General features: G+C 62.3%; 13 protein-coding genes. 3 read left to right on the forward strand and 10 right to left on the reverse strand.

The window, feature by feature from the left end; translation table 11 throughout:
- Positions 1-6: 6 nt before the first annotated feature.
- Positions 7-558, forward strand: a complete 552-nt coding sequence (locus tag BN1143_RS10580; RefSeq protein WP_042050587.1) for a lipoprotein — start codon at positions 7-9, stop codon at positions 556-558.
- A 147-nt stretch (positions 559-705) separates the two neighbouring features.
- A complete protein-coding gene (locus tag BN1143_RS10585) occupies positions 706-2706 on the forward strand; it encodes a hypothetical protein (RefSeq protein WP_042050589.1) in 2001 nt (666 codons plus the stop codon).
- A gap of 77 nt (positions 2707-2783) precedes the next feature.
- Here BN1143_RS10585 and glgC read toward each other — a convergent pair whose 3' ends face one another.
- A complete protein-coding gene (glgC, locus tag BN1143_RS10590; RefSeq protein ID WP_005301813.1) occupies positions 2784-4058 on the reverse strand; it encodes a glucose-1-phosphate adenylyltransferase in 1275 nt (424 codons plus the stop codon).
- A gap of 188 nt (positions 4059-4246) precedes the next feature.
- Between glgC and BN1143_RS10595 the strand changes: the two genes are divergently transcribed.
- Positions 4247-5887 (forward strand): EAL domain-containing protein, encoded by a 1641-nt coding sequence (locus tag BN1143_RS10595; RefSeq protein ID WP_017765834.1) that lies wholly within the window; start codon positions 4247-4249, stop codon positions 5885-5887.
- Here the strand turns inward: BN1143_RS10595 and BN1143_RS10600 are convergent.
- The 9 genes from BN1143_RS10600 to fdhD all read right to left on the reverse strand — a co-directional run bounded on the left by BN1143_RS10600 (position 5850) and on the right by fdhD (position 14769).
- Positions 5850-6344 carry a hypothetical protein gene (locus BN1143_RS10600; RefSeq protein WP_042050591.1) on the reverse strand — a complete coding sequence of 165 codons (495 nt, stop codon included), beginning with the start codon at positions 6342-6344 and terminating at the stop codon, positions 5850-5852. The genes BN1143_RS10595 and BN1143_RS10600 overlap by 38 nt on opposite strands.
- A gap of 168 nt (positions 6345-6512) precedes the next feature.
- Positions 6513-6875, reverse strand: coding sequence for a DUF2750 domain-containing protein (locus BN1143_RS10605; protein WP_005301823.1), 363 nt, complete (start codon positions 6873-6875; stop codon positions 6513-6515).
- A 188-nt stretch (positions 6876-7063) separates the two neighbouring features.
- The gene (locus BN1143_RS10610; RefSeq protein WP_005301825.1) at positions 7064-8368 is read right to left on the reverse strand and encodes an inosine/guanosine kinase; all 1305 of its coding nucleotides are present in this window, start codon (positions 8366-8368) and stop codon (positions 7064-7066) included.
- Between the two features lie 179 nt (positions 8369-8547).
- Positions 8548-8940, reverse strand: a complete 393-nt coding sequence (locus BN1143_RS10615) for an MAPEG family protein (protein ID WP_005301828.1) — start codon at positions 8938-8940, stop codon at positions 8548-8550.
- 73 nt (positions 8941-9013) lie between these two features.
- Positions 9014-9988, reverse strand: a complete 975-nt coding sequence (gene hemH, locus BN1143_RS10620; RefSeq protein ID WP_024941937.1) for a ferrochelatase — start codon at positions 9986-9988, stop codon at positions 9014-9016.
- A gap of 114 nt (positions 9989-10102) precedes the next feature.
- Positions 10103-10747, reverse strand: coding sequence for an adenylate kinase (gene adk / locus BN1143_RS10625; protein ID WP_005301834.1), 645 nt, complete (start codon positions 10745-10747; stop codon positions 10103-10105).
- Between the two features lie 254 nt (positions 10748-11001).
- On the reverse strand, positions 11002-12915 hold the full coding sequence (gene htpG / locus BN1143_RS10630) for a molecular chaperone HtpG (RefSeq protein WP_017778913.1): 1914 nt from the start codon (positions 12913-12915) through the stop codon (positions 11002-11004).
- Between the two features lie 268 nt (positions 12916-13183).
- Positions 13184-13786 (reverse strand): recombination mediator RecR, encoded by a 603-nt coding sequence (gene recR / locus BN1143_RS10635; protein ID WP_010633741.1) that lies wholly within the window; start codon positions 13784-13786, stop codon positions 13184-13186.
- 125 nt (positions 13787-13911) lie between these two features.
- Positions 13912-14769: a formate dehydrogenase accessory sulfurtransferase FdhD gene (gene fdhD, locus BN1143_RS10640; protein WP_017784686.1), complete on the reverse strand. Its 858-nt coding sequence runs from the start codon at positions 14767-14769 to the stop codon at positions 13912-13914.
- Position 14770: the final 1 nt, after the last annotated feature.

Consider the following 14770-nt stretch of genomic DNA (forward strand, 5'->3'; position numbering starts at 1 on the left):
TCCTCGATGTTAAAGCACCTGCTTCTGCTCCCCCTCAGCCTGCTGCTGGCGGCCTGTTCACTCACCCAGTACAACGTCAGCGAAGGGGAGATCAACCAGTACCTCAAAGAGAGGGTCGCCTTCGAAAAACAGCTGGGGATCCCCGGCATCATGTCGAGCAAGATCCGCCTCGATGAGATGCAAAGCCGCATCGGTCGCCGCCAGGCTGACCGGGTCGAGCTGGATGCCGCCGGCGACCTGCAGGTAACGAGCCCGCTCGGCAGCCAGCAGATGAAGATCCGCTTCTCCCTGAGCGCCCGCCCCGACTACGTGGCCGAGCAGGGCGCCATCTATCTGCGCGATCTCGAGCTGCTCTCGGTCAAGACCGAGCCGGCCGACGTGGGCACCGCCCTCGCCCCGCTGCTGCCCACCTTCAACCAGTCGCTCTCGCTGTTCCTCTCCCAGGCCCCCGTCTACCGGCTGGACGGCAGTCGCAAAAACGAAGCCAGGATCAAAGATAAAGTCGAGGCACTCAAGGTGGAGCCCGGCCGGCTGGTGATCCCCTTCAAGCTGATGTGATGCCTGCCGCCGCGCCCCTCTTCTCTTCAACCCGAGGGGCGCGGTTTTTTCTTCTCAAGCTCCCCCCTTTGCCTCATAATGCACACCATTCTCATTTAGATTCATGAGAAGCGTCATAATAAAATCAAACATATGGTGAGAAGGGACATGAGAAAAACCGTACTGGTCCAGGCGATCGCCTGCGCCCTCCTGAGCGGCGCCGCACACGCCGCCGTCAAGGTAGAAGACAAGACATTCAACACCGCCGCCAACATGCTGGCCTACACCGAATTCGAGCTCTCCGGCGAGCCGCTGGCCGAAGCCCTCGGTTTGGATCTGGATGTGCTGGACGCCAACCGCGCCGACGAGCCGACCCCGTTCGACTTCGCCGCCGGCATCGAATCCTATGAATACTCCGAAGAGGCGATGTACGCCCTCAACTATCAATCCGGCATGGGCCCGCACCTGGTGAACGGGCCGCAAAACCAGGCTCGTGGCGGCACCATGGCCACCCTCGGCCAGCGGGTGCTGGCCATGGCCGATGCGGTCGGCTTCCCGGCCGATGAAGTGCCGCAAGGCATGTATCCCCTCTCCCTGCCCTACGCCTCTGCCAATCCGGAGTTCGCCCAGACCGTCAACGCCACCCCGGTCAACGGCGACCAGATCACCATCAAGACCGCCAAGGGCAACGAGAAGAGCGTCAAGACCCAGGTACCGGCCTACTTCCGCGACTACGCCACCCTGCGCTGGAGCGGTAGTGACAACCTGCTGGTGCCTGCGGCCGTGGGCGGCATCCTGCTCAAGGAAGTGATGTGGTCACAGGACTTCCTCGGCGGCATGCACGTGGCCGAGACCGATGAAGAGGTGGAAGCCGCGTCCGCCACCATGGATCAGGACGGCAAGCACAAGCTGGGGGTCTCCGCCGCCGACGGCTTCAACGGCATGATGCTGACCGAGCAGTCCATCGACAAGCTGGCCATACTGCAGGGTCAGCTCGGCTTTGACGGCAAGCAGCTGGGCGCCAAAATCACTCCGCAATACGATCCGGCCAAGGGCATCGTCTACTTCCCTCATCAGGTGAAAGTGACCGAGACAGCCAAGAACGAGGTCGGCGCCATCGGCAAGCTCGAGGTGGTGGATGGCTCCGCTCAGCTGCGCGACGCCTGGATGATGCTGTGGCCGCTCTCCGAGTTCTACGCCTTCAGCGATCAGCGCAGCGCCAACACCAACCAGAACCCGGCCTTCCACGCCGTGTTTGACGGTGCCCCGTTCGCCGCCGCACCGGCCGCCAACAAGGGCAGCGATGCCGCCAAGCTGGTAGCGGGTGACGATGCCTTCTCCCTGGCGCTGAACCTCTCCGGCATGGTGTTCAAGAACCTCAATGCCCTGCACTTCGAGCCCAAGGCCGGCACCCTGGTGGACAGCTGGCAGGCCGGCAAACAGGCCAAGCACGTCACCACCTTTGACGCCGCCTACAGCCTGGTCGCCCTGCAGATCTTCCAGCGCGCCCAGGATGCACTGCCGGTGGGCTACGCCGCCGGTGACAATGGCGAGCTGAACCTCAAAACCGCTCAGGGCCAGCAGGCACTGGTGCTCATTCGCCAGCAGGCCGACTTCATCCTGGCCAATCTCAAGGGCAAAAATGGGCTGGTGCACGATGGGATCACCTTGGGTGGCAAGCTCGATGCCGGCCAGTCCATCGACGCGCAGTTTGCCGCCATCCGCGGCCTGACCGCCGCCTTCCTGGCCACCTCGGATGCCAAGTACCGCACCGCTGCGCGCGAGCTGTTCATCGCCGCCGACAAGGCCTACTTCAATGCCAAGGCCGGTACCTGGCTCGCCGGCAAGCAGGGTGAATACACTCCCTGGACCCAGGCCGCCATTTCCGGCGCCCTGCGCTCTGCCATGCTGAACCTGCGCAACGAAGGCAGCGAGAAGGCCCCGGCGCTGGAGCTGGCCCAGCTGACCCAGCGCTACGTGAGCTGGTTCCGCGGCACCGTCAACGGCGGCATGCAGATGGCCGAGTGGATTGGCGACTCCGGCGAGAACGTCATCGAAGGGGCCGGTGGTGACACCGACGAAGATGGCGTCCCGCAAGTGACTGCCACCGGTGGCAAGCACGGCACCGCCATGGTGATGGCCGCCAAGGCGCTGATCACCGAGCAATAATCAGCCACTGGTTGAATAGAGAAAGGGAGCCTTATCGGCTCCCTTTTTAGTTGTGGCGTCTGGCGTTGGCAGTGACATCACCCCAGCTTGGCCAGCATCTCCTTGGTCACCAGCACTATGCCCTGCTCGGAGCGATAGAAGCGGCGGCTATCCTCGTCCGCGTTCTCCCCCACCACCAGGCCATCGGGCAGCTTGCAGCCCTTGTCCACCACCACCCGCCGCAAGCGGCAGCCGGAGCCTATCTCGACCCCGGGGAAGATCACCGCCTGATCCAGGGTGCAGAAGGAGTGCACCCGCACATGGGTGAACAGCACCGAGTTGAGCACGAAGGAGCCGCTGACAATCGACCCCCCCGCAAACATGGAGTTGATGGTCATGCCGTGCTGGCCGTTGCGGTCCTGCACGAACTTGGCCGGCGGCGTCATGGTCTGGCTGGTCCAGATGGGCCAGTTTTCGTCATAGATGTCGAGCTCGGGCACCACGGAGGCGAGATCCATGTTGGCCTCCCAGAACGAATCCAGGGTGCCCACGTCCCGCCAGTAGGGTTTCAGCCCCTCCTTGGCTCCCACGCAGGACATGGTGAACGGGTGAGCAAAGGCTTTGCCCTCCCCCACGATGCGCGGGATCACGTCCATGCCGAAGTCATGCTTGGACTCCTGGTTGTGGATGTCCTCCTCCAGCAGCTGATAGAGGTACTCCGCCTCGAAGATGTAGATGCCCATGGAAGCCAGGGAGACGTGCTCGTTACCCGGCATGGCGGGCGGATTGGCCGGCTTCTCCACGAAGGCGCGGATCTTGCGCTGCTCGTCGATGTCCATCACCCCGAAGGCGGAAGCCTCCGCGCGCGGCACCTCGATGCAGGCCACCGTCACCTTGGCGCCAAGGCGCACGTGATCGAGCAGCATGGCGGCATAGTCCATCTTGTAGATGTGATCTCCCGCCAGCACCACTATGTATTTGGGGCCGTAGTCACGGATGATGTCGACGTTCTGGTAGATGGCGTCGGCGGTGCCGCGATACCAGTGCACCTCGTCCACCCGCTGCTGGGCGGGCAGCAGATCGATGAACTCATTCATCTGGTAGCGCAGGAAAGACCAGCCCGATTGCAGGTGACGCAGCAGGCTGTGGGACTTGTACTGGGTCACCACCCCCACCCGGCGAATGCCTGAGTTGATGCAGTTGGAGAGCACGAAATCGATGATGCGGAACTTGCCGCCAAAATGGACGGCAGGCTTGGCGCGGTTGTCGGTCAACTGCTTCAGGCGACTGCCCCGTCCCCCCGCGAGCACCAAGGCCATACTCTGGTTCAATAGTTGCCGTGCTTTGGCAGTATTTACGGGTTCTAACAACATAATTACCTCTGCCTTGTTTTGATCCATTCTCGATTCATCTTCGCCTGTTTCCGGCGTCATGAAAGTGGTTTCACTCACATTTAACTGATTTCAATTGGCCCTTTTCCAGGAGTTGAGCGGGATCGCATGCTTTGCGATGCGAGCTTGGTTAGAATTTCAGCATCAACGACATCATCAAGGATGACACCATGTTGAACAAGCTCGGGAGCAACCAGCTGATGGTGATGGCTCTCATCTGTGCTCCCCTGCTGATGCTGCAGGGGCTCTGGCTCGCCTTCGTGAGCACGCCGCTCACCCTGCTGCTCATCCTCGCCACCAGCCTGCTCGGCTTTGGCCTGCTGATCCGGCTGGTGATGAGGCTGCAACAGGCAGATCGGGAGAGACAGGAGCAGGTGTGGTGCCGGGCGCTGCAACTGCGCGACCCCACCTGCCTGGAGACCCCGACAGCCCAGGCCGCCCTGCAGCAACTGCTCGCCCATTTCAACGAAGCCGAGCTCGATGCCCACCGCCAGATCAATGAACTGCACCACCAGGCGACCCAGGACGAACTGACCCAGTTGCAAAACCGTCACGCCTTTCGCCGCGACATGACCGAGCTGTTGCAGCGGGATCAGGATACCCAGACCGCCACCCTGGTGCTGGTCCGCGCCACCGAGCTTGGCAAGCTCAACGCCCAGCGCGGCTTTCAGTCGGGGGATGCCTACATCAAGGATATTGCCAACCTCATCACCAGGGTGGTGAACCGCTTTCCTGGCCATCAGGTCTACCGCATCTCGGGGGCCGACTTCGCCGTGCTGGTTCGGCCGGAGGCCAACATACCGCCTCCCCTGCTCGGGCGGGATCTGAAGATCGCCTTCGATCACTACCAGCAGGAGCATGAGTTGGAGAGCGCCGCCTACTCGGGGCTGACCCGGCTCAGCAGCGGCCAGAAGGTAGAAGCCATTCTGGCCCGGGCGGATCTGGCGCTGGCCCGCGCCCAGACCGAGGCGGTCAATGGTTGGGCCATCCAGCAGGATGACAACGTGGTGGAGCTGCAGGGGCAGCATCACTGGAAGCTGGTGCTGACCGAGCTGCTGGAGCAGGAGCGGATCGACTTTACCTATCAGCCAATCCAGCCGATGCACCGCAGCATGCTGGCCTACAACGAGATCTACCCCCGCTTCAGCAGCGCCGACGGTACCGTGCTGCCCACCGACACCCTGTTTGCCATGGCCCAGCGGCTGGACATGGTGATGCGGCTGGAGCAGATGCTGGTGACCCACTTCATGCGCCAGTACCGGGCCTTTGGCTCCAACCAGAGTCGCTGGGGCATCAACCTCTCCAGCAATCTGCTGCAAAACAGCGCCTTTCTGATCTGGCTGGACCGACAGCTGCTCAACGATCCAAACACCAGCGCCAACCTGGTGTTCGAGCTGGATGAGGAGCACCTGGAGCGCAACCTGACCGGGGCCAAGCGGGTGTTCGAGCTGCTCAGACGCAACGGCAGCCGCTCCGCCATCTGCAACTTCGGCAAGGGGATCGGCTCGTTCAATCTGTTTCGCGAGCTCAAGCCCGACTACATCAAGCTGGATCCTGCCCTCATCACCGGGCTGGAGCAGGATCTCACCAATCAGCAGTTCGTGCGGATGATCGTCGACGTGTCACACCGGATGGGTTGCCAGGTGATTGCGGAAGGGGTCGAGCAACTGGGCCAGAAGCAGTTGCTGCAGGGCATGTATGTAGACGGGTTGCAGGGCTATCTCATCGCCAGGCCCCAGCCGCTTCGGCCGGACATCAGCCAGCTCGGGCTCTTTACTGAGGATGCTTCAACTTCAACAGAGTCAGAATGATGTCGTTGAGCTGGCGATAGCGCTCCAGCTCCTTCTGATCGTAGCGGGTCGCCAGGGCGGTGGGATTGTGGCGGTTCTTGAGGTAACGGTTGATCTGCAGCCGGTTGAAGCCCGCCACCTGATAGACCTGCCCCAGTAGGGCATTGAGCTCCTCGTGTTCAAGACCGGCCTTGGCGAGGTAATCCTCCTGGGCCGGGCTCTCCAGCTGGCAGCTCTGCTTGGCGATGCGGCCGGTCTCCTGCAGATAGCTGAGCCACTGCTCCAGATAGAGCGGCTTGCAGCCCGCCAGCAGATTGAAGAAGCCCACCGCATCGCTGCGGCAGTCGGTCAGCAGCAGTACCGCCAGTCGATCGTCATCACAGTGAAAGGTGACGGGGCCGCTCTGTCCCCAGTCCAGCGCCTGGACCCGGATCTCGGCCCGCTCTCCCGCAGCGCCGGTGACGTCGAATACAAACATGGCTCCTCCCGCTCGGCAAAAGGTTGATGATGGACCATCCCTTTGGCGGGTGCAAAGGCAAATCGCCTTTTCATTCAGTATTCTGCAAGCCGGCCATAAAAAAACCGACATCCTCGCGGATATCGGTTCTCGTCACGCGGGCCAGGGCCCAGTTCAATGCAGTCTGGTTCAGGCGTCCAGTTCCACCAGCGCCTTGGCCAGCTCGATGGGTTCGAGCTCCTGCCCTTCCAGATCGGCGTTCCAGTTCGGGCCGACCAGCACGTCGTCTTCGTCCAGATCGTTGATCCAGATGTCGAGGAACTCTTCCAGCTCGATCACTTCCGGCTCGTAGTCGGCCCACTCGTCCACGCAGTGCAGACGGGCGTCCTCTTCGGCGGACCAGAGCGGCATCACGTCCGCATCTTCGAACTCGGCAGAACGGCAGACCACCCAGTCTTCACCGTAGCGCAGACCCCACACCTGACCCGACTCGCGGACTTCTTCGATGAACAGTTGGAAATTGGCGTCAAGATTGTCAGTTAACTTACTCATGGGGCTCTCTCTTTAATCGGGTGCTGCGGCCACGGCAGTGCCGAGTGGCAATGCGGTGGCCAAATGGTGTCGCAAAAGCGACATGGACTCAAGCATCTTGGGGGTTATCACACAAAAAACTGCCCGATGGCGGGCTTTACCTGACAAAACGCCTCCCGAAGGAGGCGTTTTCAGCGCAGAGGGCGGGATCAACGCTCCCAGTACACCTCTTCCAGGCTGTCTTCCTTCTCCGGCAGACCGCGCGACAGGCGCGGGCTGCTCTGGGCCAGCACCTCGTAGCTCACCCGGTTGGCGTACTTGCACACCTGGGAGAGCGAAGAGTAGGTGAGGAACTCGGCCACGTGCTTGGCGGAGTTGGGCACGGCGCTGCGGTGATAGGCGTTGGCCACCATGTCGTGCAGCACGGCGGAGAGTGCCCCGTCCCCTGCCCCGTTGGTGTTCTTGATCTTCTCCGGCCCACCCATGTAGGGGGAGATGTGGGAGTAGATGCGCTTGGGCACGCGGCAGCCGCTGCGGGTCATCGGGCGGCTGAACTCGTACATGTTGAACTCGGGGATGACACCGGGCAGCAGCGGCAGCGTGGTTTCGCGCTTGAAGTCATCTTCGGTGTAGGCGGCCATGTAGAGCCCCACCGGCCCTGCGGTGCAGAGCACCATGTCGGCCCAGTCCAGCGCCTTGTCGGCGGCGGCCAGCGGATCGGAGAAACCGGTCAGGGCCTCGCCCTCTTCCTCGTTCATGGCGAGCACGGTGACGTTCTCGCTGATGAAATCACGCCACCACTGGGGGTCGGACTCGATGACGAAGCGGGTACCCAGGGTCAGCACCACAGGCACGCCGGCCTCGCGGGCATAGCGCACCGCGGCCATGGCCGCGTCCTTCATCGGAGTACCATCTTCACCGCGCACCAGGTAGGCGGTGATGACCAGGGCGGAGGACTCCTTGATGATCTCCTCGGGGATGTGGGCCACATCCAGATGGTCCATCTTGCCGGCATTGATGCCAAAGCTGCGTTCGCCCCCTTCGGTGATGAAGGTGAAGCAGCGGCCGACCGGGCCGTCTACCGGTTGCAGGTAGTCCAGGTTGACCCGCGACGAGGTGTTGCACAGATAGCGGTAGGCGTAGCTGCCGATGCGGATGTCCTGGCTCATGACGCCGAGCAGGATGGAGTGGGAGTCCGCCAGTACCGAGTAGTTGTGCATGGTGTTGCCGATGGTGCCACCGGCAAACTCGCTCACCACCATGTTGTTGCTCTTGAGCTCGTCGTATATCTGCTCCGCCACCTCGTCGGAGATGAGCATGGAGTGGCCGCGGCTCAGGCCGTAACGCTCGAGAAACGCCAGGTCAACGTGCGCTTCGATGTCGACCAGCGTCTGGTCAATCCCGACCACATAGGCCTTGCCCCGCTCCGAGAGCTCCGCACTCTGGGAGATGAGGGGATCACGACGATCCACTGGAAAGTAGTGTTTGGACTTGCGCTGACCGGGAAATTTCATGGCAATGTTCTTGTGCTCTGGGGGAAAGAGGGGCGGGATTTTAACACAATCCACCGCGCCGAAAAGTCGCCTGATTAAAATATGAAGTCAGTATAGACAAGGGTTGCAGAGGAAAACGTTTACCAAAACCCATCAAAAAAACCACCTCGCGAGGAGGTGGTTTTGGGGGCGGAGAAGACTCAGCCGGCGGCGAGCCCGCTGGCCAGCGCCAGCACCGAGAAGAGCCCGAGCGAGAGCCAGAAGAAGAGGGTGCCGAAGAGGCGCGGCATATTCGGCGCCTTGGGGATCTGGATGCCGATGGCGTGCAGGATGCGCCCCACCAGCAACAGCACGCCGCCAAGGTGCAGCCAGAAGGCACCGACTCCCGCCAGCTCGCACAGCGCCATCAGCAGCAGGGTGAGCGGCACGTACTCGGCGAAGTTGCCGTGGGCCCGGATGGCGGCGCGCATCTCCGGCGCCTCCCCTTCCCCAATCATCACCTTGAACTGGGCGCGGCGCTTGACCACCCAGAAGGAGAGCAGCAGAAACAGCAGCCCCAAGAGGCCGGCGTAAATCAGGGTGATATGCATCATGATGACACTCCTTCTCCTTGGATAACGAACAAAACACGGCCCGCTCCGGGGTACGGCACGGGCGGCGTGTCGATCAGGCCAGCTCGCGGCAGATCAGCGACACCATCATGCGGATGTGGGCCTGATCGCTGTTGAGGGCCGGAATGTATTCAAACTGCTCGCCCCCGGCGGCCATGAAGATCTCCCGGTTCTGCACCTGGATCTCCTCCAGGGTCTCGAGGCAGTCGGCGGCAAAGGCGGGGCAGATCACATCAAGCCGCTTGATCCCGGTTGCCGGCAGACCACCGATGGTCACGTCGGTGTAGGGCTTGAGCCACTCCTCCTTACCAAAACGGGACTGGAAGCTGGCGGTCCACTGGCTGGCGTCCAGCCCGAGCGCCTCGGCCAGCAGGGCGGCGGTGCGCCGGCACTGCTGACCATAGGGATCCCCTTCCCGCTCATAGCGCTCGGGAATGCCGTGGAACGACATCAGCAGGTGCTCGCCCTGGCCGTGCTGTTCCCAGTGGCGGCGCACGCTCATGGCCAGCGCCTGGATATATTCGGGGTGAGCATGGTAATCACGAATGAGCCGCACCACCGGCAGGTTGCGCTCTTTTTTCATCGCCCGGCTCCAGCCATCGAACACCGAGGCGGTGGTGCTGACCGAATACTGGGGATAGAGCGGCAACAGGATCACCCGGTTGACCCCCTTGGCCTTGAGCGCCTGCCAGCCCTCCTCCAGCGAAGGGGAGCCGTAGGTCATGGCCAGCTCCACCGGCACCTCGACCCCTTCGCGCCTGAGCTCCTGCTCCAGCGCCGCGCGCTGCTGCTGGCTTATCACCATCAGCGGCGAGCCCTGCTCGGTCCACACCTGCTGATAGAGCTTGGCCACCTTGGGGGAGCGGGTCGGCAGGATGATGAAGTGGAGCAGCGGGCACCAGAGGTAGCGCGGCAGGTCGACGACCCGCTGATCGTGCAGAAACTGGCTAAGAAACGCCTTGACGGCGGCCGTGGTGGGCGCGGCTGGGGTACCCAGATTGACCAGCAAGATCCCGGTTTTCGTGGTCACGTTTGCTTCCTGTCTTTCTGTTGTTATGTCTTATATGCAAGAAAGGGCCCTGTCGGGCCCTTGTCTCAATGGCACATTGCCGCTGGCCCCTGGGGGACGATGGCAATGGCGGGCTTAGCCCAGGATGGTCGCCAGCTGCTTGCTGACCAGTTCCACCGGCTGGGTGCCATCAATCTTGACGTAACGGGTGTTGCCCGCTTCCGCTTCCTTGCCGTAGAAACCGATGAGCGGTGCGGTCTGCTGATGGTACACATCCAGACGCTTGCGCACTGTGGTCTCTTCGTCGTCGGCACGGATCACCAGATCTTCACCGGTCACATCGTCCTTGCCTTCCACTTTCGGCGGGTTGAACACCACGTGGTAGGTACGGCCGGAGCCGGAGTGAACGCGACGACCGCTCATGCGCTTGACGATCTCTTCGTCCGGCACGTCGAATTCCAGTACGAAATCCACGGCAACACCGGCGTCCTTCATGGCTTGCGCCTGGGGAATGGTGCGCGGGAAACCGTCCAGCAGGAAGCCGTTGGCGCAATCCGGTTGGGCAATACGCTCTTTGACCAGGCCGATGATGATGTCGTCAGAGACGAGCTGACCTGCGTCCATCACGGCTTTGGCCTTGAGGCCCAGCTCGGTGCCCGCCTTGATCGCGGCACGCAGCATGTCGCCGGTGGAGATCTGCGGAATACCGTGTTTTTCCATGATGAACTGAGCCTGAGTACCCTTGCCAGCACCCGGAGCCCCCAACAGAACAATGCGCATACACGCTCCTATTGATTGGTTATTCAATTCTTGAGAAGGCAAAAAACTACACGGTTTCGCTCATTTCCACAAGCTTGGCCCGTGTGAGTGACTTATTTTTCACCATTTTCCCGTCACGGCAATACGACCATTGGCGCAGATCCGTTTACGAAAAATGAGTGAAAATGCAGCAGCGCTGCACGCAACTGGCGCCCGCCCCAAACGGGGCAGGCGCCAGAAAAGAAAGAGCCCACTGCACGCAGTGGGCCCAAACATCATGCCTGGAGTAACAGACGGTTGATACGGGAGACGAAGCTCGCCGGATCATTGAGCCCGCCCTGCTCGGCCAGCTGAGCCTGTTCATGCAGCAGGGTGACCCACTCGCCGAACAGTGCCTCGTCCTGGATGGTGTCGAGTTTCTTCACCAGAGCATGGTCAGGGTTCAGCTCCAGAATGTACTTCTGCTCCGGCACCGGCTGACCGGCGGCGCGCATCAGCTTGATCATCTGGGTGCTCATGCCGTGGGCATCGGTGACGATGCAAGACGGCGAGTCGGTCAGACGGTGGGTGACGCGCACCTCTTTTACCGCATCCCCGAGGCTCTGCTTGACCCGCTCCACCAGACCGGCGTTGGCCTTCTCGGCCTCTTCCTGCGCCTGTTTGGAGGCTTCGTCTTCCAGATCGCCGAGATCCAGCTCGCCACGGGTGACGGAGACCAGCTGCTTGCCGTCGAACTCGGTCAGGTGGCTCATCAGCCACTCGTCCACCCGCTCCCACATCAGCAGCACTTCGACGCCCTTCTTGCGGAAGATCTCGAGGTGCGGGCTGTTCTTGGCGGCAGCGTAGGAGTCGGCGGTGATGTAGTAAATCTTCTGCTGGCCTTCCTTCATGCGGCCAACGTAATCCTCCAGCGACACGGTCTGGGCTTCGCCCTCGCCGGCGGTGCTGGCAAAGCGCAGCAGCTTGGCGATCTCTTCGCGGTTGGCATAATCCTCGGCCGGGCCCTCTTTCAGCACATTGCCGAACTCGCTCCAGAACTTGGCGTACTTCTCGGCGTCGTCCTTGGCCAGCTTGGCCAGCATGGTCAGCACGCGCTTGGAGCAGGCCTTGCGCAGGGAGACGGTCACCTTGTTGTCTTGCAGGATCTCGCGGCTGACGTTGAGCGGCAGATCGTTGGAGTCCAGCACCCCTTTGACGAAGCGCAGGTAGGTCGGCATGAACTGCTCGGCGTCATCCATGATGAAGACGCGCTGCACGTAGAGCTTGAGGCCATGCTTCTGCTCGCGGTTGTAGAGGTCAAACGGTGCGCGGGCCGGCACGTAGAGCAGGCTGGTGTACTCCTGCGCCCCTTCCACCCGGTTGTGACCCCACAGGAGCGGATCTTCGAAGTCGTGGGCAACGTGCTTGTAGAACTCCTGATACTCCTCGTCCTTGATGTCCTTCGGGTTGCGGGTCCACAGCGCAGTGGCACGGTTGACCTGCTCCCACTCGCCCGGGGTGCCGACGATGGTTTCACCATCCTCTTCCCGATCCGGGGTGCCCTCTTTGAACATCTCTACCGGCACGCTGATGTGATCGGAATATTTGCTCACCACGGAGCGCAGACGCCAGTCGTCGAGGAACTCGTCCTCTTCGGCACGCAGGTGCAGGATGACGTCAGTACCGCGACCCTCTTTGGTCACGTCGGCTACGGTGAAGGAGCCTTCCCCTTCCGATTCCCACTGCACGCCCTGGCCCGGTTCGGTACCGGCGGCGCGGGAGACCACGGTCACCTTGTCGGCGACGATGAAGGCGGAGTAGAAGCCCACCCCGAACTGACCGATCAGCTGGGAGTCGCGGCCCTGATCACCGGAGAGGTTCTTGAAGAACTCGGCGGTGCCGGATTTGGCGATGGTGCCCAGGTGCTCGATCACCTGATCCCGGGTCATACCGATCCCGTTATCGGAGATGGTCAGGGTCCGTTTTTCTTTATCAACCACCAGGCGAACGCGCAACTGGCCGTCGTTTTCGAACAAAGAGGCATCGGAAAGCGCCTTGAAGCGCAGCTTGTCCGCCGCATCGGAGGCGTTGGAGATCAGCTCGCGCAGGAATACTTCTTTGTTGGAATAGAGGCTGTGGGCCATCAGGCTCAGCAGTTGTTTGACTTCAGTCTGAAACCCGTGGGTTTCGGCATGAACGCTTTGGGTCATCGACACTATCCTCAGGCGATTCGGGTTGAACATATTCCCGATCCAAGATGGGGCCGGTGATCGCCATTTCAAGGGGACAAATGCAACGAACGGTGCGAATGGCGATTTTTGCGCCAATCGAGGCTGGGGCCCCATCCTGCGTAAACAAAAAACCCGCCGAGGCGGGTTCTGGTATCGCAGGCTGAGTCGCGACGCAGGGCCTGTTGAAGAACAGAGGCTGACTCAGTTGAGGGGCTGACGCTGACTCAGTTGAGGGACTGACGCTGACTCAGTTCAGGGGCTGGCGCCCCATCAGGGAGTGAGAGAGCGTGGTGCCATCCACCAACTCCAGCTCGCCCCCCACCGGCACCCCGTGGGCAATCCGGCTCACCTTGACGCCGGCGGCGCGGGCCATGTCGGCGATGTACCAGGCGGTGGCATCCCCTTCGATGGTGGGGTTGGTGGCCAGGATCAGCTCGCTGATCGCCTCGTCTTTCAAGCGTCGCTCCAGGATCTCCAGCCCCAGCTCCTCGGGGCCAATGCCGTCCAGCGGCGAGAGGTGGCCCATCAGCACGAAGTAGCGGCCGGAGAACTGGCCGGTCTGCTCGATGGCGGCCACGTCCGCCGGGCTCTCCACCACGCACAGCAGGCCGTTCTCTTCGCGTTTGGGATTGGCGCAGATCTCGCAGCGCTCGTTCTCGGTGAAGGTGCGGCAGTGGCTGCAGTGGCCAATCTCGGTGAGGGCACGAGAGAGCAGCTGGGCCAACCGCAGGCCGCCGCTGCGCTCACGCTCGAGCAGGGTAAACGCCATGCGCTGGGCCGACTTGGGGCCGACACCCGGCAGCACCTGCAGGGCTTTCATCATCTCATCCAGCAGCGGGCTGAATTTCATGGGCTTGGTATCCTTTGACGCTGTGTCGGCCGCGGCGCCCTGACGGGCAAGGAACGCGACCGAACCTATCTTGTTGGCGCAGGACTATACCCGAGCCAACCCCGAGCGCCAATGGCCTTGTGCCCTCAGCCCTCTGCCGAAACGGGGGATGACGCCGCGCTCGCCAGCAGGATGCGCTGGCGACCGCTGTAGATCTCCGCCCGCCCCGGGCGACAGAAGCCCACCAGGGTAAGCCCGGTCTGCTCGGCCCGCTCCACCGCGAGCTCGGTGGCGGCCGAGATGGCGAGCAGGATCTCCACCCCGGCGCTGGCGCACTTTTGCACCATCTCGAAGCTGGCGCGGCTGGTCACCAGGATGGCGCCGTCGCGCCGTTGACTTCGCTGCAGGTGCCCCACCAGCTTGTCCAGCGCGATATGGCGCCCCACGTCCTCGCGAATGGCGAGGATGTTGCCCTCGCCGTCCACGTGCACGGCGGCATGGGTCGCCCCCGTGCTCTGCCCCAGCAGCTGGAGCGGGCGCAGTGCCGCCAGCACCTTGTCGATATGACCCACCGCAAAACGTTGACTGTCGGGCAGCCTTGGCTGGGCACGCACCACCTGCTCCAGGCTCTCGCTGCCGCAGATGCCGCACCCGGTGCGCCCGGCCAGGGTGCGCCGTTTCTCTTTCAGGCGATGGACGCAGCGATTGGCCAGGGTGATGTGCAGCTCGATGCCGCGGCAGGCGCTCTGCTGCTCGATGTCGTGGATATCGAGCAGGCTGTCGATGATCCCCTCCGACAACGAGAAGCCGATGGCAAAATCCTCCAGATCGGCGGCCGAGCACATCATCACGCTGTGGGCGATGCCGTTGTAGACCAGCGCCACCGGGGTTTCGCAGGGCAGCTGCATGGCGCTGTCGGTGGTGACGCCGCGCTGATGGTAATGGACCACCTCGCGATGGGCGCTGAGCGCCTGCGGGGTATCGGGGTCGAGTTCAAGCAACATC

Source organism: Aeromonas dhakensis (genome assembly GCF_000820305.1).
Taxonomy (GTDB): Bacteria; Pseudomonadota; Gammaproteobacteria; order Enterobacterales; family Aeromonadaceae; genus Aeromonas; species Aeromonas dhakensis.